General features: G+C 74.4%; 21 protein-coding genes. 11 read left to right on the top strand and 10 right to left on the bottom strand.

Annotation, left to right across the window (positions count from 1 at the left end):
• The first annotated feature begins 89 nt into the window (after positions 1–89).
• Positions 90–1,478, top strand: coding sequence for an NADP-dependent succinic semialdehyde dehydrogenase (locus AB0O91_RS14610; protein WP_363431990.1), 1,389 nt, complete (start codon positions 90–92; stop codon positions 1,476–1,478).
• Between the two features lie 33 nt (positions 1,479–1,511).
• Here the strand turns inward: AB0O91_RS14610 and AB0O91_RS14605 are convergent, their stop codons facing one another.
• The gene (locus tag AB0O91_RS14605) at positions 1,512–1,799 is read right to left on the bottom strand and encodes a hypothetical protein (protein WP_363431988.1); all 288 of its coding nucleotides are present in this window, start codon (positions 1,797–1,799) and stop codon (positions 1,512–1,514) included.
• A 47-nt stretch (positions 1,800–1,846) separates the two neighbouring features.
• A complete protein-coding gene (locus AB0O91_RS14600; RefSeq protein WP_363431985.1) occupies positions 1,847–2,824 on the bottom strand; it encodes a Ku protein in 978 nt (325 codons plus the stop codon).
• 319 nt (positions 2,825–3,143) lie between these two features.
• Here AB0O91_RS14600 and AB0O91_RS14595 point away from each other — a divergent pair, with 319 nt between their 5' ends.
• The 4 genes from AB0O91_RS14595 (at position 3,144) to AB0O91_RS14580 (ending at position 10,087) form a co-directional block, all read left to right on the top strand.
• Entirely contained in the window at positions 3,144–4,586 is a 1,443-nt protein-coding gene (locus tag AB0O91_RS14595) for an amino acid permease (RefSeq protein WP_363431983.1), read from the top strand.
• A gap of 623 nt (positions 4,587–5,209) precedes the next feature.
• Positions 5,210–5,869 (top strand): transglycosylase SLT domain-containing protein, encoded by a 660-nt coding sequence (locus AB0O91_RS14590; protein WP_363431980.1) that lies wholly within the window; start codon positions 5,210–5,212, stop codon positions 5,867–5,869.
• A gap of 210 nt (positions 5,870–6,079) precedes the next feature.
• The gene (locus AB0O91_RS14585) at positions 6,080–7,084 is read left to right on the top strand and encodes a glycosyltransferase family 2 protein (protein ID WP_363431978.1); all 1,005 of its coding nucleotides are present in this window, start codon (positions 6,080–6,082) and stop codon (positions 7,082–7,084) included.
• A gap of 90 nt (positions 7,085–7,174) precedes the next feature.
• Positions 7,175–10,087 (top strand): FAD-binding and (Fe-S)-binding domain-containing protein, encoded by a 2,913-nt coding sequence (locus AB0O91_RS14580; protein WP_363431976.1) that lies wholly within the window; start codon positions 7,175–7,177, stop codon positions 10,085–10,087.
• Here AB0O91_RS14580 and AB0O91_RS14575 read toward each other — a convergent pair.
• From AB0O91_RS14575 to AB0O91_RS14565, 3 genes are all read right to left on the bottom strand, one after another.
• The gene (locus tag AB0O91_RS14575) at positions 10,084–10,590 is read right to left on the bottom strand and encodes a hypothetical protein (protein ID WP_363431974.1); all 507 of its coding nucleotides are present in this window, start codon (positions 10,588–10,590) and stop codon (positions 10,084–10,086) included. The two genes, AB0O91_RS14580 and AB0O91_RS14575, sit on opposite strands and share 4 nt — an antisense overlap.
• A 70-nt stretch (positions 10,591–10,660) precedes the next feature.
• The gene (locus AB0O91_RS14570) at positions 10,661–11,113 is read right to left on the bottom strand and encodes a CBS domain-containing protein (protein WP_363431971.1); all 453 of its coding nucleotides are present in this window, start codon (positions 11,111–11,113) and stop codon (positions 10,661–10,663) included.
• Between the two features lie 77 nt (positions 11,114–11,190).
• The gene (locus AB0O91_RS14565; protein WP_363431969.1) at positions 11,191–12,201 is read right to left on the bottom strand and encodes a slipin family protein; all 1,011 of its coding nucleotides are present in this window, start codon (positions 12,199–12,201) and stop codon (positions 11,191–11,193) included.
• Between the two features lie 148 nt (positions 12,202–12,349).
• On the opposite strand from AB0O91_RS14565, the gene AB0O91_RS14560 reads away from it, so the two are divergent.
• Positions 12,350–13,168, top strand: coding sequence for a uracil-DNA glycosylase (locus AB0O91_RS14560; protein ID WP_363431966.1), 819 nt, complete (start codon positions 12,350–12,352; stop codon positions 13,166–13,168).
• A gap of 61 nt (positions 13,169–13,229) precedes the next feature.
• Here AB0O91_RS14560 and AB0O91_RS14555 read toward each other — a convergent pair whose 3' ends face one another.
• Positions 13,230–14,105: a CHAD domain-containing protein gene (locus AB0O91_RS14555; RefSeq protein ID WP_363431963.1), complete on the bottom strand. Its 876-nt coding sequence runs from the start codon at positions 14,103–14,105 to the stop codon at positions 13,230–13,232.
• Positions 14,106–14,262: 157 nt separating this feature from the next.
• Here AB0O91_RS14555 and AB0O91_RS14550 point away from each other — a divergent pair, with 157 nt between their 5' ends.
• The 3 genes from AB0O91_RS14550 (at position 14,263) to AB0O91_RS14540 (ending at position 16,659) form a co-directional block, all read left to right on the top strand.
• Entirely contained in the window at positions 14,263–14,937 is a 675-nt protein-coding gene (locus AB0O91_RS14550) for a hypothetical protein (RefSeq protein WP_363431960.1), read from the top strand.
• A 142-nt stretch (positions 14,938–15,079) separates the two neighbouring features.
• Positions 15,080–15,898: a thioredoxin domain-containing protein gene (locus tag AB0O91_RS14545; RefSeq protein WP_363431957.1), complete on the top strand. Its 819-nt coding sequence runs from the start codon at positions 15,080–15,082 to the stop codon at positions 15,896–15,898.
• Between the two features lie 110 nt (positions 15,899–16,008).
• Positions 16,009–16,659 (top strand): vitamin K epoxide reductase family protein, encoded by a 651-nt coding sequence (locus tag AB0O91_RS14540; RefSeq protein WP_363431955.1) that lies wholly within the window; start codon positions 16,009–16,011, stop codon positions 16,657–16,659.
• Between the two features lie 10 nt (positions 16,660–16,669).
• Here AB0O91_RS14540 and AB0O91_RS14535 read toward each other — a convergent pair whose 3' ends face one another.
• From AB0O91_RS14535 to AB0O91_RS14520, 4 genes are all read right to left on the bottom strand, one after another.
• On the bottom strand, positions 16,670–17,170 hold the full coding sequence (locus AB0O91_RS14535) for an NUDIX hydrolase (RefSeq protein WP_363431953.1): 501 nt from the start codon (positions 17,168–17,170) through the stop codon (positions 16,670–16,672).
• Between the two features lie 95 nt (positions 17,171–17,265).
• On the bottom strand, positions 17,266–18,339 hold the full coding sequence (locus AB0O91_RS14530; protein ID WP_363431951.1) for a serine hydrolase domain-containing protein: 1,074 nt from the start codon (positions 18,337–18,339) through the stop codon (positions 17,266–17,268).
• A 29-nt stretch (positions 18,340–18,368) separates the two neighbouring features.
• The gene (locus tag AB0O91_RS14525) at positions 18,369–18,887 is read right to left on the bottom strand and encodes a GNAT family N-acetyltransferase (protein WP_363431949.1); all 519 of its coding nucleotides are present in this window, start codon (positions 18,885–18,887) and stop codon (positions 18,369–18,371) included.
• A gap of 24 nt (positions 18,888–18,911) precedes the next feature.
• A complete protein-coding gene (locus AB0O91_RS14520) occupies positions 18,912–19,304 on the bottom strand; it encodes an ankyrin repeat domain-containing protein (RefSeq protein ID WP_363431947.1) in 393 nt (130 codons plus the stop codon).
• A gap of 416 nt (positions 19,305–19,720) precedes the next feature.
• On the opposite strand from AB0O91_RS14520, the gene AB0O91_RS14515 reads away from it, so the two are divergent.
• Together AB0O91_RS14515 and AB0O91_RS14510 are read left to right on the top strand one after the other, a co-directional pair.
• Positions 19,721–19,915: a hypothetical protein gene (locus AB0O91_RS14515; protein ID WP_097238968.1), complete on the top strand. Its 195-nt coding sequence runs from the start codon at positions 19,721–19,723 to the stop codon at positions 19,913–19,915.
• A gap of 109 nt (positions 19,916–20,024) precedes the next feature.
• Positions 20,025–21,635, top strand: a complete 1,611-nt coding sequence (locus AB0O91_RS14510; RefSeq protein WP_363431944.1) for a hypothetical protein — start codon at positions 20,025–20,027, stop codon at positions 21,633–21,635.
• Positions 21,636–21,844: the final 209 nt, after the last annotated feature.

Here is a 21,844-nt window from a genome sequence, read left to right as displayed (position 1 = left end):
GGGCGACGGTGGTGCGCCCGGGGGCGGGGCGTCGGGGAGGGTGGGAGGGCAGACGCACCGGACCCCGCAATCCTCCCTGGGAGCCCCGCATGCCCATCGCCAGCGTCAACCCCGCGACCGGCGAGACCGTCCAGACCTTCGAACCGCTCGACGCGGCCGGGATCGAGCGGCGGCTGGCCCGCGCCGAGGCCGCCTTCCACGGCTACCGCAGCACCCCCTTCGCCGCCCGCGCCGAGCTGATGCACCGGGCCGCCGACCTGCTGGACCGGGAGCAGGAGCCGGTCGCCCGCACGATGACCGAGGAGATGGGCAAGCCGCTCGCCGCCGCCCGCGCCGAGGCCGCCAAGTGCGCCAAGGCGATGCGCTGGTACGCCGACCACGCCGAGGCACTGCTCGCCGACGAGCACCCCGCTCCGGCCGACGTGGCCGACAGCGGGGCCGCCCGGGCGTACGTCCGCTACCGCCCGCTCGGACCGGTGCTCGCCGTGATGCCGTGGAACTTCCCGTTCTGGCAGGTGATCCGGTTCGCCGCACCGGCCCTGATGGCGGGCAACACGGGCCTGCTCAAGCACGCCTCCAACGTGCCGCGCACCGCGCTCGCAATCGAGGAGCTGTTCCAGCGGGCGGGGTTCCCGGAGGGCTGCTTCCAGACCCTGCTGATCGGCTCGGGCGCGGTCGAGGGCGTGGTCCGGGACCGCCGGGTCGCCGCCGTCACCCTGACCGGCAGCGAGCCGGCCGGGCGGGCGGTCGCGGCGGCCGCCGCCGACGAGGTGAAGAAGGCGGTGCTGGAACTGGGCGGCAGCGACCCGTTCGTGGTCCTGCCGAGCGCCGACCTGGCGGCCGCGGTGGCCACCGCCGTCCGGGCCCGGGTGCAGAACAACGGCCAGTCCTGCATCGCCGCCAAGCGCTTCATCGTGCACACCGACGTCTACGACCGCTTCACCGCCGGCTTCACCGAGGCGATGCGCGCCCTGCGGATCGGCGACCCGATGGACGAGGGCACCGACGTCGGCCCGCTGGCCAGTCGCCAGGGCCGGGACGACCTGGAGGAACTGGTGGAGGACGCCCGCGCCCACGGCGCCCGGGTGGAGTGCGGCGGCAACCGCCCGATGGGCTGGGACACCGGCTACTTCTACGAGCCGACCGTGCTGACCGGCATCACCCCGGCGATGCGGATCCACCAGGAGGAGACCTTCGGCCCGGTCGCCACCGTCTACCGGGTCGCCGACCTGGACGAGGCGGTGGCGCTCGCCAACGACACCCCGTTCGGGCTCAGCTCCAACGTCTGGACGACCGACCAGGACGAGCAGGAGCGGTTCGTCCGGGACATCCAGGCCGGCGGGGTGTTCTTCAACGGCATGACCGCCTCCCACCCGGCGCTGCCCTTCGGCGGGGTCAAGCGCTCGGGCTTCGGGCGGGAGCTCTCCGGGCAGGGGATCCGGGAGTTCTGCAACGTCACCACGGTGTGGATCGGCTGAGCCCGCCCGGAGCCGTGCGCGCCCGGCCGGCCGTCAGGAGGGGGACGCCATCCGGTGCTTTCCCCGGCCGGGCGTCGCCCAGCGGGCGACCACACCGACCAGCGCGATGAAGGTCAGCAGCCAGAAGAAGGCCATCAGCCCGATCATCGGGTCCCACTCCGTCTGGACCTCGACCATCAGCAGGCCGATCGAGAGCGCGACCATGAAGGTCACCACGGTGGGGCTGAGGCTGAGCAGCCAGTGCCAGGCCCGGTAGCCCCAGCCGGGGTTCTTCGGGGCGTCGGGGCCGTTGTCGAGCTCCTTGTAGGTGAGCAGGTCCATCGGGATCTCCTGCGGTCGTCGGGGGCTGGACTCCCCGGCCCGCGCGGTCAGGAGGCCTTGCGCGGGGCCGTGGACTTACGGGTGCTGGTCTTCTTCGCGGGGGCGGCCTTCCCGGCCGCCGCGGCGGGGGCCTTCTTGGTCGCGGCGGGGGCCTTCTTCGTCGCGGCGGGGGCCTTCTTCGTCGCGGCGCGCTTGCGCGGAGCGGGCTCGCCGTCCTCCGCCGCCGGCGCCCCGGCGGCCGGCGCCCGCCCGCCCTTGGCCTGCTTGAGGCTGCTGCGCAGCGCCTCCATCAGGTCGATCACGTTGTCCGGGGCCGCGTCGGCCTCCTCCTCGTGCGGGAGTTCGACGCCCTCCAGCCGGGCGGTGATCACCTGTTGGAGCGCCTGCTGGTAGTCGTCGTGCAGTTGGGAGAGGTCGAAGTCCTCGGAGAGGGTGTCCATCAGCGAGCGGGCCATCCGGAGCTCCTGCGGCCGCACCGTGACGTCCTCCTCGGGCGCGATCCCGGCCGCCGGGCGGACCTCGTCGGGCCAGATGCAGGTCTGGAGCACCAGGACCCCGTCGTGCACCCGCAGCACGGCGGGCGACTCCCGGGTGCGCAGCGCGATCTTGGTGACGGCGATCCGCCCGGACTCCACCAGCGCGTCGCGCAGCAGGGCGTACGGCTTGGCGGCCGCCTTGTCGGCGACGCCCACGTAGTAGGCCTTGGAGAACATCAGCGGGTCGATCTCGGCCGCGTCCACGAAGGCCAGCACGTCGATGATCTTCTTGCTGGGCAGCGGCAGGTCCGCCAGGTCCTCGTCGCTGAGCGTGACCGTGCGGCCGTCGGGGGACTCGTAGCCCTTGGCGATCTCCGCGTACGGGACCTCCTTCTCCTCCCGCTCGCAGTACCGCTTCATCCGCACCCGTCCGCCGTCCTTGGCGTGCACCTGGTGCAGCGGGACGTCGTGCTCCTGGGTCGCGGAGTAGAGGTGGACGGGGATGCTGACCAGGCCGAAGCTGATCGTCCCCTTCCAGGTGGTCTGCATGGTTCCCACTGTGCGCGCGTTCGCCGGGATCGGCCACAGCGCCCGGCGCCGGGCGGCCGACGGGCCGCGGCCGGTCGGCCGCGGGGGTGCCTGGCGGGTTCCCGCCAGCCTGACGGTGCGTCAGATTTGAGCCTTTTCCGCCACCATTTCACCCGTCCTGAGCTGGGCTTTTGCGTCCGGTGAGCGAACAGTTACGGAGGGCCTGTTCCGATACCCGAGCGGAGAAGTTAGGTTGCACCGCAATGCGCGGGTCTGTCCCCCACCCTCCGGCGCGACGAGCCGGGGGCGATGCCGCGCTGGAAAGCAGAGGACACCCTCCATGAGTGCGGACACCACCAAGCAGGCGGCGGACTCCACCCGGGTCCCCCACCAGCTCGGCCCGGTCGGACACGGTGGCGACGGCCACCTGAAGGCCGGGCTCAAGAACCGCCACCTGTCGATGATCGCCATCGGCGGGGTGATCGGCGCCGGCCTGTTCGTCGGCTCCGGCGCGGGCATCGCGACCACCGGCCCCGGCATCCTGCTCTCCTACACCCTGGCCGGCGTGCTGGTGGTGCTGGTGATGCGGATGCTCGGCGAGATGGCGGCGGCCGACCCGCAGAGCGGCTCCTTCTCGGCGTACGCGGACCGCGCGCTGGGCCGCTGGGCCGGGTTCACCATCGGCTGGCTGTACTGGTTCTTCTGGGTCGTGGTGCTCGCGGTCGAGGCGACCGCCGGGGCCAAGATCCTCAACAACTGGGTGCCGGGCGTGCCCCAGTGGGGCTGGGCGCTGATCGTGATGGGGGTGCTGACCGCCACCAACCTGTTCTCGGTCGCCTCCTACGGCGAGTTCGAGTTCTGGTTCGCCGGGATCAAGGTGGTCGCGATCGCGGCCTTCCTGGTGATCGGCACCCTGGCCGCGTTCGGCCTGCTGCCGGGCACCCACGCGGTCGGCGCCAGCAACCTGACCGGCCACGGCGGCTTCCTGCCGCACGGCGTGGGCGCGGTGTTCACCGGGATGCTCACGGTGGTCTTCGCCTTCATGGGCAGCGAGATCGTCACCCTGGCGGCCGGCGAGTCGGAGGACCCGGAGAAGGCGGTCAGCAAGGCCACCAACAGCGTGATCTGGCGGATCGGGATCTTCTACCTGGGCTCGATCCTGCTGGTGGTCACCCTGCTGCCGTGGGACTCCGCGGACGTCAAGGCCAGCCCGTACGTGGCGGTGCTGGACCACGTGGGCATCCCGCACGCCGGCCAGGTGATGGACGTGATCGTGCTGACGGCGGTACTCTCCTGCCTCAACTCCGGGATGTACACCGCCTCCCGGATGGCCTTCTCGCTCGGCCAGCGCGGCGACGCCCCGAAGGCCTTCGCGACCGTGACCAGCCGCGGCGTGCCGCGGGTGGCCATCCTCTCCTCGGTGGTCTTCGGCTTCGTCGCCGTCTTCTTCAACTACACCTCGCCGGACACCGTGTTCGCCTTCCTGCTGAACTCCTCCGGTGCGATCGCGCTCTTCGTCTGGCTGGTCATCTGCGCCACCCAGCTGCGGATGCGCAAGATCATCGAGCGGGAGATGCCCGAGCGGCACACCGTCCGGATGTGGCTGTACCCCTATCTCACCTGGGTGGCCATCGGCATGATCGGCTTCGTCGTGGTGTACATGTTCACCGACGCCGACGGCCGCAAGCAGATGTACCTGTCGCTGGTCGCCGCGGCGATCGTGCTCGGCGCCTCGGCCGTGGTGGGCCGACGGCGGCGGGCGGCGGTGACGGCGGGCTCCTGACCCGTCCGAACCGCGCCGGAACACCGGGCCCGGGAGCCGTTGCGGAGGCTCCCGGGCCCGGTGCCGTTCCCGGCCGCCGCCGGGCCGCCACCGGATCGTCACGCTGCGTCGACCTCGGCACCGCCGGCGTGTGAGCCCGCCCACAGGGGGTTTCGCTTCTACTGCCCCGGATAGTTGTCAGGGCCGGCGACCCCGCACCGCGGCGCCCGCCGCCGCCACCCGGCCACCGGACCCGACACCGGGCCCGCCCTGAAGAACCCAGGCCGTCGAGCCTCCCGGCCCCATCGTCCGCCGGTGCGGCCGACCCGTGACCCGCGGATGGCAAAAGCGGACAAACGCCACCAAAGTCATCGGCCGACCCGGCCGTGAACCCCCCGGAGCCACTACCCGGGGTAGTAGCGAGCGCCTTTGCCAGCGGTCCCCGGCCCTGCCAAGAATGGCCCGTCGCCAGGCAGCGCCGGCCGGTCCCGTCCGCCGTGCGCAGCCCGCCCGCCCCGCCGCCCCCGGCCGGGGCGCCACCGCCGTCCCGGACGGCCGCGCGGGCCCCGCTCACCCGGAGCCCGTGCGATGCCCCGCGCCCGGTACCCCCGGCACGGCCCCGACGGAAGAGGATCGACCGCTCCATGCAGCTCAGCCATGCCCGCCGCAACTCCCTGATCACCGGCGTCGCCACCCTCGTGGTCGCGAGCGCCGCCACCGCCGCACTCGCCATCCCGCAGGCCGCGACCTCCGCCGAGGCCGCCGCCCCGGTGGCCGCCGTCACCGTGGACGACAAGCCGGTGGCGGACCAGGTGCAGGCCGACAGCGCTGCCGCCGCCGAGCAGGCCGCCCGGGACGCCCAGGACGCCCAGGCCAAGGCCGAGGCGGACGCCGCCGCCCAGGCCGACGCCCAGGCGAAGGCGCAGGCCGAGGCGAAGGCCCAGGCGGACGCCAAGGCCCAGGCCGACGCCGCCGCCTCCCGCTCCCAGCAGCGCCAGGCCCTCGCCGCCGCCCCCACCGGCACCCCGCAGCAGATCGCCGCGCAGATCGTGCCGGCCGGCCAGCTGCAGTGCTTCAGCAACATCGTGGCCCGCGAGAGCAGCTGGAACCCGCTGGCCGTCAACGCCTCCTCCGGCGCCTACGGCCTGGTCCAGGCGCTGCCCGGCTCCAAGATGGCCTCCGCCGGCTCGGACTGGAAGACCAACCCGGCCACCCAGATCAAGTGGGGCCTGGACTACATGAACTCCCGCTACGGCAGCCCCTGCGGCGCCTGGGCGTTCTGGCAGTCCCACCACTGGTACTGAGCCGACCCGGCTCCGGCCTCCCCCGCACCCGCCCCGGGCCCGTGACGCACTCCGCGTCACGGGCCCGGCGCACGTCCCGGTCGGCGTGTGCACGCCCAGCAGGCGGAGTGAAGATATGGCGCACGCTCGTACGATTTGCTGCTAATTGCTCGGAAATACGTACGGTCAGCGCTTTGCCACCTTTCGCGCTCCCTCTTACGCTCCGGCGTCATGCCCTCACCCCTGATCAGCGTCGTGCTCCCCGCCTACGACCAGCACGGACAGCTCGCCGACTGCCTGGACTCGCTGCTCGCCCAGTCCCTGACGGACGTCGAGGTCATCGTGGTCGCCGACCGCTCCCCCGAGACCGCGGGAGAGCTCGCCGACACCTACGCCGCACGGCACCCCCGGGTGTCGGTGCTGCGCCTGAACGCGGCCGTCGGGGTCGGGGTGAGCCGGAACGCGGGTGCGGCGCGGGCCTCCGGCGAGCACCTGCTGTTCCTCGACGCCGACCACCTGCTCCCCCCGGACGCCCTCCGGACGCTCGCCGACCGGCTCCGGGAGACCGGCCCGGTCGACGTGCTGCTGTTCGGCCACTCCCGCCGCCACAACGGCCGGGACTGGCCGGGCGGCGCCGAGGCCCTGCTCGCCGAGGCCGGCCCCGAGCCGTTCGCCCCCTTCGACCGGCCCGAACTCCTCGGCGCGCCCCCGCTGGTCTGGGACCGGCTGATCCGCCGCGGCCACTGGGAGGAGCTCGCGCTGGCCTTCCCCGACGGCCGCTACGAGGAGATCCCGGTCGTGCACGCCGCGCTGCTCGGCGCCCGCAAGGCCGCCGTCCTGCCCCGCGAGTGCGTCCAGCTGCGCCGCCGGGAGACCGTCCACCCCGCCGGCGGCCCGGGCAGCAGCGTCTTCGACCTCTTCGACCAGTACGAGCGCAGCTTCGCCCTGCTGGAGGACCAGCCCCACCTGTACGCGGTCCGGGACGCCCTGTTCGTCCGGATGATCCGGCACTACCTCTTCGTCTTCGACCTCGCCGGCTGCGTCACCCGCGCCGAACGCCCCCAGTTCTTCCACCGCGCCGCCGAGCACCACCGGCGCTTCCTGCCGCCCGGCCACCGCAGGCCCGGCGGCCGCGAGGGCATCAAGTTCTCCCTGCTGGCCGGCGGCGCCTACCCGGCCTTCGAGGTCGCCAAGCTCTCCCACATCGCGCGCGGCACCCTCACCGGCCGGAAGTAGCCCCCAGCCGGGTGAGCCGGGCGCCGTGCCCGTTCCCGGACGCGGGCGGGGCTGCGATCATCGGCGGAGTCCACTTCCTGGGAGGCCCTGGTGAGCCGTCCGTCCGCCGCGCCCGGGGCCGAACTGGCCCGTGAGCTGGCCGCCGTGCTGCGCGGGGAGGTGCGCTTCGGCGCCGCCGAGCGCACGGTCTACGGCCACGACGCCTCCAACTACCGGCAGTTGCCGCTCGGGGTGGTCAAGCCCGCCGACCTGGACGACGTGCGCACCGCGCTGGCGCTGTGCCGCGGGTACCGGGTGCCGGTGGTGGCCCGCGGCGCCGGCACCAGCATCGGCGGGCAGGCGATCGGCCCGGGCGCGGTGGTGCTGGACTTCCGCCGCCACCTCGGCTCGGTGCTGGAGATCGACCCCGCGGCCCGCACCGCCCGCGTCCAGCCCGGCACCGTGCTGGACGACCTCCAGCGCGCCGCCCGGCCGTACGGGCTGCGCTTCGGACCCGACCCGTCCACGCACAGCCGCTGCACCCTGGGCGGCATGATCGGCAACGACTCCTGCGGCTCCCACTCGCTCGCCTGGGGCCGCACCGCCGACAACGTCGAACGGCTGGAACTGCTGCTCTCGGACGGCACCGAACTCACCGTCGGCGGCCGGCTCACCCCGGACGACCGGGCCGCGCTCCGCGCGCTGCCCGGGCGGGTCGGCCAACTGCACACCCGGCTCCAGGAGTTCACCGACCGCAACCTGGCCACCATCCGGCAGGGCCTGCCCCGGCTGCCCCGCCGCACCTCCGGCTACCCGCTGGACGCGCTCCTGCCCGAGCACGGCCACGACCTGGCCCGGGCGCTGACCGGCACCGAGGGCAGCTGCGCACTGCTGCTCGGCGCCACCATCCGGCTCGTCGAGGACCCGCCCGCCCGCGCCCTGGTGGTCGCCGGCTACCCCGACGAGGGCGCCGCCGCCGACGCCGTCCCCGCCCTGCTGGAGTACGGCCCGCTGACCGCCGAGGGCATGGCCGCCGACCTGATCGCCGCCCTGCTCGCCGCCGGCCCGCGCCCGCCCGCCCTGGACCGGCTGCCCGCGGGCGAGTGCTGGCTGTTCCTGGAGACCGGCGGCGCCACCGCCCTGGAGGCCTACCAGACGGCCCGCCGACTCGCCGACGCGGTGCGCCGGGAACGCTCCGCCGCCGTCTCCCTGGTCACCGACCCGGTCGAGCAGCGGCAGCTGTGGGCCGTCCGGGAGGCCGGCGCCGGGATCGTCACCCGGCTGCCGGGAGGCGGCGAGGCCTGGCCCGGCTGGGAGGACTCCGCCGTCCCGCCCGAGCGGCTCGGCGACTACCTGCGGGACCTGCGTGCCCTGCTGCGCCGCAACGGCCTGCGCGGCGTGCCGTACGGGCACTTCGGCGACGGCTGCGTCCACCTGCGGATCGACTTCCCGCTCGGCGAGCCCCAAGGAGTCCTGGTCTTCCGGGAGTTCCTGGAGCAGGCGGCCGACCTGGTGGTCTCGTACGGCGGTTCGCTCTCCGGCGAGCACGGCGACGGGCAGGCCCGCGGCGAACTGCTGCCGCGCATGTACCCGCCCGAAGTGATCGGCCTGTTCGGCGAGTTCAAGCGGATCTGGGATCCCGGGAACCTGCTCAACCCGGGCGCGGTGGTGGACCCCCGCCCGCTCGACGCCGACCTCCGCTTCGTCACCGCCCCGCGCCGCGAGCTGCCGCTGGCGCTGCCGTACGAGCAGGACGGCGGCAGCCTGACCAGGGCGGTGCACCGCTGCGTGGGCGTCGCCAAGTGCGTGGACCCGACCACCGGGGTGATGTGCCCCAGCTACATGGCCACCGGCGAGGAGCGGCACTCCACCCGCGGCCGGGCCCGGCTGCTCGCCGAGATGCTGCGCGGCCTGGCGGCGGCTCCCGGCCAGGCCGGGGGAGCCGTCCCGGACGGCTGGCGCTCGGCGGAGGTGCGGGAGGCCCTGGACCTCTGCCTGGGCTGCAAGGGCTGCGCGAGCGACTGCCCGGTGCACGTCGACATGGCGACCTACCGGACCGAGTTCCTGTACCAGCACTACCGGCACCGGCCGCGCCCGCTCGCGCACTACTCGATGGGCCGGCTGCCGCTCTGGCTGCGGGCCGTCGCGCGGGCGCCCGGCGCGGCCAACTCCCTGGTCCGCTCGCCGGCCGGCGCCCTGCTCAAGCGGCTCGGCGGGATCGACCGGCGCCGGGTGCTGCCGGTCTTCCCGCCCGAGACCTTCACCCGCTGGTACCGGCGGCGGGAGCGCCCGGTCCCGGCGGGCGCCCGGCCGGTACTGCTGTGGCCGGACACCTTCTCGAACCACCTCCAGCCGGACGTGCTGCGCTCGGCCGTCGAGGTCCTGGAGCACCTGGGCTTCGACGTCCGGCTGCCGGACGGACCGGTGTGCTGCGGGCTCACCTGGTACTCCACCGGCCAACTCGGCGCCGCCCGCAAGGTCTTGCGCCGCAGCCTGGGCGCCCTGGCGGCCACCGGGCTGCCGGCCGACACCCCCGTGGTCGGCCTGGACCCCAGCTGCACCGCCACCCTGCGCGAGGACCTGCCCCGACTGCTCGGCCCGGACGGCCGCCCGCTCGCCGAACGGACCCGCACCTTCGCCGAGTTCATCGACGAGTACGCCCCGGACGCCCCGCTCCCCCGGATCGGGCGGGACGCCGTCACCCAGACCCACTGCCACCAGCACGCCGTCCTCGGCAGCGCCGCGGACCGCCGGGTCGAGGCGCGCCTGGGCCTGCACAACCGGGTACTGGACTCCGGCTGCTGCGGACTGGCGGGCAACTTCGGCTTCGAGAAGGGGCACTTCGAAGTGTCCGAGGCGATCGCCGAACGGGTGCTGCTCCCCGAGGTCCGGGCCGCCGGACCGGACACCGTGGTCCTGGCGGACGGCTTCAGCTGCCGCACCCAGATCGCCCAACTCGCCGACGGCCGACGCGCTTTGCACCTGGCGGAGCTGATCGCCCGGGAGCTGCCGGACAGGGCCTAGGCGTGCCCCGCGAGGAAGGCCCCGGCGTGCGCTGCGGCCTCCTCGCGGGTCGGGTGACCGGCGGCCGCCTCGCCGGTGCTGCCGTCGGCGCCGACGGCCGTCCAGCACCAGCCGCCGGCCGCCTCGTCCTGGACCAACTCGGCGCTACCGCCGAACAGTTCGAGCGAACCCGGCCGGGCCGCCGGGCGACCGACGGCCTCCGGCCACTTCTTCCGGGCGCCCTGCCGGGTGATGCCCCAGGCGGCGCCCAGCTGTTCGTAGCTGGCGCCGTAGGAGCCGGCGGTGGCGGCCGCGACGGCGGTGAGCCGCCGGACCTCGGCGTCCAGCAGCTTCCAGGCGGACAGCACGGAGAGCGCGACCTCGGCCGGCTCACCGTGCCACATCCGCCCCTCGGGCAGCCCGGTCGCCCGGGACCGTACGGCGACGGCGAGCGGGTCGAGTGCGCCGAGGAGGGCCTCGGCCAGTCGGGCCCGCTCCTCGGGGGTGATCTCCACGGCAGTCATGACGACAACCATAGTTACCGATATCCGATTCGACAACCAAAGTTACCGCGCGAGGGTTCGGCAGACCGGCTCAGCCCCGCAGGGCCTCCTTCTTCGGCGCCTCCTCCGCACAGACCGCCGACACGAACTCCGCGACCCGGGACTGCGGCATCCCGCGCGCGATGTCGGCCTCGCTGATCATGCCGACCAGCTTGTGCTCCGGGTGGTTGATCACCGGCAGGCGGCGGACCTGGTACTGCTCCATGACCCGTAGCACCTGCTCGCAGTCCTCGTCCACCTCGACCGTCATCGGCCGGCCCTGGGCCAGTTCGCCCGCCGTCACCGTGTCCGGATCGCGGCCCTCGGCGACGCAGCGCAGCACGATGTCACGGTCGGTCACGATTCCCAGCAGCCTGTCCTTCTCCCCGCAGATGGGCAGCGCGCCCACGTCCCGTTCCCGCATGATCCGGGCGGCGGCGGCGAGCGTCTCGTGCTCGCGGACGCACTCCGCCCCGGGGTGCATGATGTCGCCGGCTCTGGTCATGATCCGCCTCCTGACCTGGCTTTCCGCCCCCTCGTCCATCCTGGTCCGGCCCGGTGGCCGACGCCACCGGGCACCGCTCAGGCCACCTCCGCGGGCCCGCCGCGCTCCGCCGCCCCCGGCTCTCCGTCCGGCGCCGCCGACTCGCCCCCGCGCTCCGCGCCTTCCAGTGGCGACCTGGTCAACACATCGTCCAGCGGAGGGAGTTCGTGCTTGGGGACCTCCCGGGCGACCTCGTGGTCGGGCACCTCGCCGCGCTCCACCGCCTGCTCCGCCGACTTCGCGGCCGCGGCCACCGCGGCGGCCGCTAGCAGGTCCCGCTGCTGGGACTCGGTGGCGCTGTCCAGGAACCGCAGCAGCTCCACCGGGAACGGCAGCACCAACGTCGAGTTCTTCTCCGCCGCCACCTCCACCACGGTCTGCAGCAAACGGAGTTGCAGCGCCGCCGGGGTCGCGCTCATCACCGCGGCGGCCTCCGACAGCCGCTCCGAGGCCTGGTACTCGCCGTCCGCCGTGATGATCCGCGCCCGCCGCTCCCGCTCGGCCTCCGCCTGCCGCGCGATCGAGCGCTTCATCGACTCCGGCAGGGCGACGTCCTTGATCTCCACCCGGTCGATCTGGATGCCCCAGCCCAGCGCCGGGCTGTCGATCATCAACTCCAGCCCCTGGTTGATCGGTTCGCGGTTGGCCAGCAGGTCGTCCAGCTCGCTCTTGCCGATGATCGAGCGCAGCGAGGTCTGCGCGACCTGGGAGATCGCGAAGTTGTAGTCCTGCACGTTGACGGTCGCCTTCACCGGGTCCTCGACCCGGTAGTAGACCACCGCGTCCACCCGCACGGTCACGTTGTCGCGGGTGATGCCCTCCTGGGCCGGGATCGGCATCGTCACGATCTGCACGTTCACCCGGCGCATCCGGTCCGCGATCGGCATCAGCGCGACCAGCCCCGGCTCCCGGACCTCCCGGCGCACCTTCCCGAAACGGAACACCACGCCCTTCTGGAACTGCTGCACCACCCGGATGCTCAGCCCCGCCCAGAGCGCCCCCAGCCCGGCCAGCCCCCCGAGCGCCCCCAGCACCGCATCGACGATCATCGCGGCCTCCTCGCGGCCTCCGCGCACACCGGCAGGTCCGGCCGCCGCCGGCCCGGCCGGGCCGGGGGCCACCGGAGCAACTCCTTCAACGCTACGCCTGCCCGGAATCCGGCGGGTCGGACGCCGGAGACGCCCTAGGATCGGGGCCATGCAGCTGGCCCCCGCCGACGACCCCGGTCACCCCCGGCACCCCGCGGAGGCCGCGGCCCGCGCCGCCGGGCTCACCGCCCTCGACCGCGTCGTCACCCACTGCCAGGCCTGCCCCCGCCTGGTCGCCTGGCGCGAGGAGACCGCCCGCACCAAGCGCCGCGCCTACCAGGACTGGGACTACTGGGCCCGCCCGATCCCCGGCTTCGGACCGCCCGACGCCCCGCTCGTCCTGGTCGGCCTGGCCCCCGCCGCCCACGGCGCCAACCGCACCGGCCGGATCTTCACCGGCGACCCCTCCGGCGACCTCCTCTACGCCGCCCTCCACGACCTCGGGCTCACCAACCGCGCCGAGTCCGTCCGGCACGGCGACGGCCTGGAGCTGTACGGCGTCCGGATCACCGACCCGGTCCGCTGCGCCCCGCCCGACAACAAGCCCAGCACCGCCGAGCGCGACACCTGCCGCCCCTGGATCACCCGCGAGCTCCAGTTGCTGCGGCCGACCGTACGGACCGTCGTCGCACTCGGCGGCTTCGCCTGGCAGGCGATGCTCCCGGTGATCGCCGACGCCGGCTGGAGCGTCCCGCGCCCCCGCCCGGCCTTCGGCCACGCCGCCCGGGTCACCCTCCCGGCCCGCGACGGCGGCCCCGACCTGCGCCTCTACGGCTGCTACCACGTGAGCCCGCGCAACACGAACACCGGCCGGCTGACCACCCCGATGCTCCGCGGCCTGCTGCGCGAGGCGGCACGCTCGGCCGGGCTCGACCCCAGGCCCGAGCCCGAGCCCCACCCCGAACCGGGCGCGCCGGCCGGCCGGTGATCGGGTGGCGCGCCCGGTCGAACCGCCGGGTCGCCGCGCCACCGCCGCCCGGCGGCCGTGCCTAGAACCGCGCCAGCTTCCGCCCCGACGCCCCCGCCCACACCTCCGGCAGCCGTCGCCGGGCCGCCTCGGCCGCCGCCAGCTGCCCCGCCCAGAGCACCCCGTAGGCGAACGGCTCGCCGTCCTCGGCGGCCTGTCCGGCCAGGGCCGCGGCGGCGACCACCGCGTCCTGGTGCTCGCCCAGCACCTCCTGGACATCCTTCATCCGCTCGGCGAAACGTTCCGCCGCCCTCCCCACCGCGGGCGCCGCCGCCTCTCCGGCGTAGCGGGCGCGCTTGGCCGCCTTGCGGGCCTCGTGCAGAGCCGTGTCGCGCTCCGTGGGCCCGGCGGCGAGGGCGGTGCGCACCCGGTCCGCCGTACGGTGCTGTTCCCGGGCCGCGATCCGGGACAGCTCGGGTGCGGCGGCCCGGGCGGCGCGCGGGCGCAGCGGCGGGTCGGCCAGCAGGGCGGTCAGTCCGGCGGTGAGGGAGCGCCGGCGGGGGCTGTCGAGGGCGGCCACCACCTCGGGCCGCACCCGGCGGGACTCCGCCTCGCCCCACTGCGCCAGCACGCCCGCGACCCGCTCCGGCCCGAACCCGGCCGGCAGCGCGCGGGCCCGGGCGGCCAGCCGTTCGGCGAGCACCTCGCGGTCCCGGGCCCGGCCCAGCGCGGCGCCGAGCCAGCGCAGGTCGGCGACCAGGGCGTCGGTGGCGCCGGGGGCGAGCAGCCGGCGGAAGGTCCGCAGGGCGCTGCGCAGCCGCCGGCAGGCGACCCGCATCCGGTGCACGGCGTCGGGCTCGTCCGCCCGGACGGCGTCGTCCAGCCCGGCCAGCACGACCGCCTGGGCCTCGATGCGGTCGAGCAGGACCTGTCCGACCGTGGTGTCGGGCCGCGCCATGAGCGTCCACCCCCTCGTCGGGGTCAGCGGGAGTGCCTTCCAGGCTAGTCGCGCGGCGGCGGCTGTCGACCCCGCGACCGGTTGAGGGGTCATCACCCGGAGGGAGTCCGGTACGCGCCCTCGTGCCCGGCGTAAGGGGCATGGCATACTCCGGAGCGTGCTGACCTCCACCCACACGACCAGGGCCCTGCGGGCCGCGGTGTTCACCGCGCTCGCCGTGCCGATGGCCGCGTTGGGCCAGGTCGTCATCACCGGTCGCCCGCTGCCGCTGTCGCTGGTGGCCACGGCGAGCGTCGTCGTGTTCCTGGTCGCGGCCGTACTGGCCGGCGGGGAGCGGCGGATGCTGCAGATCTCCGGCGTGATGGTGCCGGTCGAGCTGCTGCTGAACACCACGTTCAACCTGGGCCAGACCGGCTGTGGGCCGGTGCTGTCCGAGCACGTCTCCGCGCGCGGGGTGAACCTGCTGGTCTGCGGCGGCGGCTCGGTGGACGGCTCGCTGCTGGGCGGCCCGCTCGGCCACGCCGGGCAGTTGGCGCCCGCCACGACCCAGCTGATGCTGCTCTTCGTGCACCTGGTGATCGCCCTGGCGGCCTCGGCCTGGCTGCGGCTGGGCGACGCGGCGCTGTCGGGCCTGGCCCGGGCGCTGTGCGCGCTGCGCCAGTCGGTGGCCCGCCCGCTGCGGGCACTGCTCCTCCTGCTGGTCCCCGCGCCGGTCCGTCCGGTGCTGCGGGTGCCGCTGCCGGTGTCGGACCACGAGCGGCCGCGCCGCGAGGACGTGGTGCTGAGCCCGGCTCCCCGGCGTGGTCCGCCGGTCCTCGCGCCTGCCTGCTGAAGTCCCGCGCCCCCGGCTCTCCCGAGCCCGGTCCGCACACGTCCGCAGGCAGTGCGCACAACTCCCGCGTAAACCCACCCCCGCCGCACCCCGTGCGGCCACCCGCGCGCACCCGCGCGCCGCGTACAGGAGTTGACTTCCCATGGCTCAGAACCAGCCCAGCAAGCGCGAGGCCAAGCGCATCAGCGCCCGCGAGCGGATCCAGGAGGCACAGCGCCGCGAGGAGCAGGCCGCCAAGCGCCGTCAGCGGATCGTCGTCACGGTGTCGGCCGTCGTCGTGCTCGCCCTCGGGGGCGGTGTCGCGATCGCGATCAACTCGGCTTCGGGCAAGGACGACAAGTCCTCCGCCGCGGCCTCGAACGCCCCGCTGGTCGTCCCGGCGAACGCCTCCGGCCCGGACGGCACGGTGATCACCTACGGCAAGGCGGACGCCCCGCACACCATGGAGATCTACGAGGACTTCCGCTGCCCGGTCTGCAAGCACTTCGAGGCGGCGAACGGCCAGACCGTCAAGGCGCTGACCCAGGACGGCCAGATCAAGGTGGAGTTCCACCTGGCCGCCTTCCTGGACAAGAACCTGGGCGGCAAGGGCTCGCGCACCGCGCTGGCCGCGGCCGGCGCCGCGCTGAACGAGGGCGTGGACAAGTTCAAGGCCTTCCACGACGTGCTGTACGCCAACCAGCCGGACGAGCGCAGCGACGACTTCGGTGACGTCAACCACCTGCTGGACCTGGCCGGCCAGGTGCCCGGGCTGAAGACGGACGCCTTCGTGAAGGCGGTCACCGACCGGACGTACGCGCCGTGGGCGGCGAAGGTGGCCGACGCGTTCAACAACAGCCAGGTGACCGGCACTCCGACGGTCAAGGTGGACGGCAAGACGATCAACGTGTTCGCGGGCAACTCCGCGGCGACTCCGGAGCAGTTCACCGCCCAGGTCAAGCAGGCCGCCGGCCTCCAGTAGGCCCCGCTCAGCCCAGCCCCGCTCCACCCCTCGCACCGCACGGCACCACCGGTCCGGCCGAACTCCCGGCCGGGCCGGCCCCTCCCAGCCAGCCACCGGAGTGTGCTGTCATGACCGCCGCGACCACCGTGCACCTCTCCCCACCCGCTCCCGACGCCGCCGCCCGGGCTCCGATCGGCGCGAGCCGGGCCCTCGCCGTCCTGCTGTTCCTCGGCGGACTCGTCGGGCTGGCCGCCTCGGCCGTCCTGACCTTCGACAAGCTCCGCATCCTGGAGAACCCGTCGTACGTCCCCAGCTGCAACATCAATCCGGTGATCAGCTGCGGCTCGGTGATGCGCACCGAGCAGGCCTCGGTCTTCGGTTTCCCGAACCCGCTGCTCGGCCTGGCCGCGTTCGGTGCGCTGGCGGCGATCGGCGCGGGGCTGCTGGCCGGGGCCGCCTACCGGCGCTGGTTCTGGCTGGGGCTGAACGCCGGGACGGCGCTGGGCGTGGTGTTCGTGCACTGGCTGGTCGTCCAGGCGCTGTACGACATCGGCGCGCTCTGCCCGTACTGCATGGTGGTGTGGGCGACGGTGGTGCTGCTGTTCTGGTACACCACGCTGCACAACCTGCGCACCGGCGTCATCCCGGTCGGTCCGCGGCTGGGGACGGCGGTCCGGGAGGCGGCGCGCTACCACTGGGCGCTGCCGGTGCTGTGGGCGGCGGTGATCGCGCTGCTGGTGCTCAACCGGTTCTGGTACTACTGGAGCACCCTGCTCTGACCTGCCCGGATCACCCGACGTACCCCGGCGAGTGCAGCAGCGCGGCGGTGCCGGTCCGCCGGGCCTCCAGGGCCCCGGTGAGCCGGCTCGCCGCGCTGGGGTGCAGCACGGCGGCGGCCCGGGCGGGGGTGAAGTAGCCGTGGTCGGCGATCTCCTCCGGCTGGAGCCGGACCACCGCGCCCGGCTCGACCGTCCCGCCGTCGAACATGAAGTGCACGGCGGGGTGGGCGTGTTCACCCTGGGCGGGGATCGCCTCCCGCCACTCCACCACCAGCAGCCGGAGCTCGCCGGCGGTCAGCCCGGTCTCCTCCCGCAGCTCCCGGGCCGCGCACTCGGCCGGGTCCTCGCCCGGGTCCATCCCGCCACCGGGGAACTGCCACTGGTCGCGGTAACTGGCCTTCAGCAGCAGGACCTTGCCGCCCCGGTCGGTGAGCAGCACGCTGCACCCGATGTAGGCGCGCACTATCCGGGAGAGCCACTCCTCCTCGGTGAGGGCCCAGGTCTCCGTCATCGCGCCTCCTCCGCCGGCTGCCGTCCGTCGCGGTCACTCTGCCGCAACCACCGCCGCGGCAGCGGCGGTTCGTACCTAATCCACCCGATCGGGTACTACCCGAAGACCGCCTGCCGGTAGGCGTTGCGCAGGTCGGTGAGCGGCTGGGTGACCCGGCTGCGGTGCACGTGGTTGGTGAGCAGCAGGGCCCAGCGGCCGAGCCGGCGGGAGACCCACATGCCGGTGCCGGTGAAGCCGTAGTGGACGAAGGTGCCCTCGGCGGGCTCGGTGCCGGCGGCGTACAGCCAGGACAGGCCGCGGGCGGGGGTCAGACCGCCGGTCTGCTCGCGCAGCGATTCGGCGATCCACGGTTCGCCCCAGGGGAGTCGGGGCGGCGGGGCGAGCAGGGCGGTGAGGAAGCGGCCGAGGTCGCGGGCGGTGGAGAAGGCGCCGGCGTTGCCGGAGACGCCGCCGAGCAGCCGGGCGGAGGGGTCGTGCACGACGCCGCGCAGGTGGGCGCCGATCGGCTCGTGGTACTCGGTGGGCGCGGTCCGTTCGAGCTCGGCCGCGTCAAGCGGCCCGTACCGGGTGTCGGTCATGCCGAGCGGCAACCAGGCCCAGCGGGCGGCGAGTTCGTCCAGCGGCGCACCGCCGAGGTCCTCGACCAGGTAGCCGAGCAGGACGGCGGCGCGGTCGGTGTACTCGACGGCGCTGCCCGGCTCCCGGTACAGCGGGGCGGCCAGCACCCCGGTCCGGACCGCCGCGCGGTCCCGTCCGTAGAGCCGCTCGAACCGGGTGTACGGCAGCATTCCTGCGGTGTGGGCCAGGAGTTGACGGACTGTCACCCGGCCCGCCGGACGCCCCTCGGCGGGCGGCCACCAGTGGCCGAGCGGTTCGTCCAGCGGCAGTCGGCCGGCCTGCCGGAGCGCTCCGGCGCAGGGCCAGAGCGCGATGATCTTGGTGAGGCTGGCGAGGTCGTACCGGGTGTCCGGCCCCGGCCGGAGCCCGGCGTACGGGCCCTGCCCGAGCGCGCCGTGACGGCCGCCGCCGAGCGCGCCCCGGGCGTCGCCGACGGCCCAGACCGCCCCGGTGCCCATGGCGTGCGCGCCCGCCCGGACCAGCCGGTCCAGTTCCCCGCCCGGTGCGGCCAGGGCGGGCAGGCGGTCGGCTCCGGGGGGTCGGGGGTTCACCACGGGTGTCTACCCGGCGGGCGGGCCGCTCAGACCGCGGCGGCGAGTTCCTTGCCGAGGCAGATGCTCTGCTCGTGGTCCTTGTAGATGCCGAACTTCCGGATCGCCGCGTAGCCCTCGGAGCCGTACAGCGCGACGGCCTCGGGCTGCTCGGTGCCGGTCTCCAGGATGAAGCGGGTGCGCCCGGCCTCGACGGCGGTGCCCTCCAGTCGGCGCAGCACCGCCCGGGCCAGGCCGCGGCCGCGGGCCCCGGGCACCACGAACATCCGCTTGACCTCGGCGTCGCCGTCCCGCAGCCCGTCCGGGCCGGCCTGCTTGGCCCGCCATCCGCCGCAGGCGACCGGGCGGCCGTCCAGGTAGGCGATCAGGAACAGGCCGGCCGGTGCCTCGAAGTCCGCGGGGTGCATGGCGGTCTCGTCCGGGCCGCCGTAGCGGCGGACGTACTCCTGCTGCACCTCCGCCGCCAGGGCCTGGGCGTCGGGGTGGGCGTACCCGGTGATGCGGAACTCGACGGTGCCGGTGTCCTGGGCGGTGGTGGTGCTCTCCATGATGGAAGAGCCTACGGCGTCGGTTCAGCGACCCTCGAACCGGGCGAGCAACTCGGCCTTGCCGAACATCGCGGCGGCGTCGAGGGCGGACGGCACGCCCGCCCTCGGGTCGGCCCCGCCGGCCAGCAGGGCGTCCACGACGTCCGAGCCGCCCTTGAAGACGGCCCCGGCCAGCGGCGTCTGGCCCTTGTCGTTGGCGCGGTTCGGGTCGGCGCCGCGCTGGAGCAGCGCCCCGACGGTGGCCGCGTGGCCGTGGTAGGCGGCCAGCATCACCAGGGTGTCGCCGCTGTCGTTGGTGAGGTCGGCGGAGACGCCCGCGTCGAGCGCGGTGGCCAGGGTGGCGGTGTCTCCGGCCCGGGCGGCGTCGAAGAGCTTCCCGGCGAGCGCGATCACCTCGGCGTCGGGGGCATCGGTCATGGCGGGCTGCCTTTCCTGAGGACGGGCGGGGGCTGGTGCGTACCGCACCGTAGCGGCCGGTACCGGCCCCGGGCCAGCGGCCGTCCGGAATCCGGACGACGACCGGACCGGCGCGGAGGGCCGCCGAACGGTACGACGTGCGGCCGCACGGGTTGCGCAGCCATTCGAGCGAACTTCCGGGACCCCCCGGAAACTTCCCACCCGCCCCCCGGGAATGCCTCGCGGCACCGAATCCACGCCGCATCCGCGCGGGGACGAGGCCCCCGTCCGAGCCGGTTCGCGTACCCCCGTCCGGCTTCCGGGGCCGTATTGAACGGCAGAACCACCCATTTGCGCCGTTCCATCATCTATTACTTTTTGTCACGATTAGGGCACTTTAAGTAACACTGTCCCCGTCCCCTCTCCGAGGAGCAGAAGTGATCCTCTCGATTTCCGGCATCGTCCTGTTCGGCACCATCGCCTTTCTGTTCTTCCGCAGGGACGGACTGAAGGTCTCGCACGCCATCGTCTGCGCCCTCTTCGGTTTCTACGTCGCCGGTTCCTCGATCGCTCCGAGCATCACCGCCGGCGGTGCCAGCCTGGCGAGCCTGCTCGGCGGCATTCGCTTCTAGCCGCCACTCCCCCACCGGCCCGGGGCGGATCCCACCGCCCCGGGCCCCGTCGTACCGCCGAGCAGTCCCCCCTCACCCCACCCGTCCCACTCGTCCGGGGAGTCACGGAATGCCGCTGCACCGCCATCTCAGCAAGGGCCGCGAGTTCGCCCGAACCGCCGGGGACCACGCCACCGACATGGTCGCGCCGCTCAGCGTGATCGGCCGCGGGCTGCGCCACCACGCCGGCTGGGCCAAGGACCGCTGGCAGGCCACGCCCAAGGAGCGCCGCGGCCCGACGCTGTTCCTGTCCGCCGCGATGCTGGTCGGGATCTACCTGCTGCCGCACGGCCTGCTCTTCGCACTGGTCGCCCTGATGGCCAGCGCCGCCTGGGCCGGCCGGGCCCCCAAGGCGGCGCCCGCACCGCCCGCGCCGGACGTCGCGGACGTCAAGCTCGGCGCCCTCTACTCCGCGCTCACGCCGTACCTGTGCGGCCCCGAGGACGCCAACCCGCTGTACCACTTCGAGGGCAGCTACAAGAGCGCCTTCGGCTCCTGGGAGTTCGACGGCGAGGGCCGGCTCGCCCGGCTGGAGCTGGGCTACCCCGCGTACTTCACCGACACCGAGCCGGCCGCCCGGGCCCGGATCGAGCAGGTCGTCCAGGGCAAGGCCGGGCGGGCCCGGGAGTACCGCTTCGACTGGGACGAGGAGTCCAACCGGCTGCGGATCACCGCACTGACCCCGCTGCCCACCGACATCGCCGCCCAGCGCTTCGTGGCCACCCCGGGCGAGATCGTGCTCGGCTTCACCGACGAGGACGGCACCGCCCGCACCATCCCGGTCACCCGGGGCGGCACCACCGCCCAGCAGCCGCCGGTGATCTGGCGCACCGGCCCGCGCTCCTCCGAGCCGCACCTGCTGGCCCTCGGCGTCACCGGCTACGGCACCTCCAGCCTGGTCCGCTCGATCGCCCTCCAGGCCCTCCCGTACGCCGACCTGATGGTGATCGACGGCGCCGGGACCGGGGAGCACGCCTGCCTGGTGAACCGGCCCGGCGTGCACACCGTGGAGACCAGCCTGCACGGTGCGCTGGCCGCGCTGGACTGGGCCGCGCAGGAGACCGAGCGCCGGCTCGCCGCGCTGAACTCCGCCCGGCACACCGGTGCGCCCCTGCCGGAGGACGTCACCCGGCCGCTGTGGCTGCTGCTGGACCACCCGACCGAGCTGAGCGAACTCGCCCACGCCGAGGGCCGCCCGGACCCGCAGGACCTGCTGGAGCTGCCGCTGCGGCACGGCCGGGCCGCCCGGGTCACCGTGGTGGTCGCCGACGACGTCGAGGCCGCCGACCGGCTCACCCCGACCGTCCGGACCACCACCCGGGCCCGGGTGCTGCTCGGCCCGGCCGGTCCGGAGGACGCGCAGGCCGCGCTGGGCGCCCCGCTGGGCATCGCGCCCGCCGCGCACGCCCCGGTCGGCCGCGGCTACGCCCGGATCGGCAACGGCACCCCGGTGCGCCTCCAGGTGCCGGCCACCGTCGACCCGCTGGACGAGGACGCCCCGGCCCCGCTGCGGGACGCGGTGATCGCGCTGCTGCCGCACCGCGGCAGCCGGACCGAGCCCGCCTCCGCCGCCCCGCCCCGCCCGGACGGCCCGCCGCTGGTACCGGTCGACGCCCCGCCCGTACACTCGGTCGACCTGGGCAAGACCGAGCCGATGATCCGCTCCAGGCCGATCTCCTGACCGCCGCACCCCGGGGGCGGCGGGCGCCGCGGAATCCGCTCCCGGTAGGCTCGTCACGGAAAGTCCGCCCGATCACCAGATGTGAAATAGGTGACACCTGGGGTGATATCACCGGCCAGATGTGACAAATCGGGCGTTGATGGGTACAAACAGGGGCGGCACGACAGACGACGCATGTCCCGGGACGGGAATCTTCGTCGGAAGCCGAG

This window comes from Kitasatospora sp. NPDC089797 (assembly GCF_040684795.1).
Taxonomy (GTDB): Bacteria; Actinomycetota; Actinomycetes; order Streptomycetales; family Streptomycetaceae; genus Kitasatospora.
The sequence above is the reverse complement of the archived record's forward strand: the minus strand, read 5'-3'. Positions and strand labels throughout refer to the sequence as shown.

What these genes read in the sequence shown, in the direction of transcription:
- AB0O91_RS14590 (WP_363431980.1), top strand. Translation starts at nt 5,210, where the DNA reads ATGCAGCTCAGCCATGCCCGCCGCAACTCCCTGATCACCGGCGTCGCC.
- AB0O91_RS14595 (WP_363431983.1), top strand. Translation starts at nt 3,144, where the DNA reads ATGAGTGCGGACACCACCAAGCAGGCGGCGGACTCCACCCGGGTCCCC.
- AB0O91_RS14575 (WP_363431974.1), bottom strand. Translation starts at nt 10,590, where the DNA reads ATGACTGCCGTGGAGATCACCCCCGAGGAGCGGGCCCGACTGGCCGAG.
- AB0O91_RS14510 (WP_363431944.1), top strand. Translation starts at nt 20,025, where the DNA reads ATGCCGCTGCACCGCCATCTCAGCAAGGGCCGCGAGTTCGCCCGAACC.
- AB0O91_RS14570 (WP_363431971.1), bottom strand. Translation starts at nt 11,113, where the DNA reads ATGACCAGAGCCGGCGACATCATGCACCCCGGGGCGGAGTGCGTCCGC.
- AB0O91_RS14545 (WP_363431957.1), top strand. Translation starts at nt 15,080, where the DNA reads ATGGCTCAGAACCAGCCCAGCAAGCGCGAGGCCAAGCGCATCAGCGCC.
- AB0O91_RS14535 (WP_363431953.1), bottom strand. Translation starts at nt 17,170, where the DNA reads ATGACGGAGACCTGGGCCCTCACCGAGGAGGAGTGGCTCTCCCGGATA.
- AB0O91_RS14540 (WP_363431955.1), top strand. Translation starts at nt 16,009, where the DNA reads ATGACCGCCGCGACCACCGTGCACCTCTCCCCACCCGCTCCCGACGCC.
- AB0O91_RS14555 (WP_363431963.1), bottom strand. Translation starts at nt 14,105, where the DNA reads ATGGCGCGGCCCGACACCACGGTCGGACAGGTCCTGCTCGACCGCATC.
- AB0O91_RS14605 (WP_363431988.1), bottom strand. Translation starts at nt 1,799, where the DNA reads ATGGACCTGCTCACCTACAAGGAGCTCGACAACGGCCCCGACGCCCCG.
- AB0O91_RS14560 (WP_363431966.1), top strand. Translation starts at nt 12,350, where the DNA reads ATGCAGCTGGCCCCCGCCGACGACCCCGGTCACCCCCGGCACCCCGCG.
- AB0O91_RS14520 (WP_363431947.1), bottom strand. Translation starts at nt 19,304, where the DNA reads ATGACCGATGCCCCCGACGCCGAGGTGATCGCGCTCGCCGGGAAGCTC.
- AB0O91_RS14610 (WP_363431990.1), top strand. Translation starts at nt 90, where the DNA reads ATGCCCATCGCCAGCGTCAACCCCGCGACCGGCGAGACCGTCCAGACC.
- AB0O91_RS14525 (WP_363431949.1), bottom strand. Translation starts at nt 18,887, where the DNA reads ATGGAGAGCACCACCACCGCCCAGGACACCGGCACCGTCGAGTTCCGC.
- AB0O91_RS14565 (WP_363431969.1), bottom strand. Translation starts at nt 12,201, where the DNA reads ATGATCGTCGATGCGGTGCTGGGGGCGCTCGGGGGGCTGGCCGGGCTG.
- AB0O91_RS14600 (WP_363431985.1), bottom strand. Translation starts at nt 2,824, where the DNA reads ATGCAGACCACCTGGAAGGGGACGATCAGCTTCGGCCTGGTCAGCATC.
- AB0O91_RS14585 (WP_363431978.1), top strand. Translation starts at nt 6,080, where the DNA reads ATGCCCTCACCCCTGATCAGCGTCGTGCTCCCCGCCTACGACCAGCAC.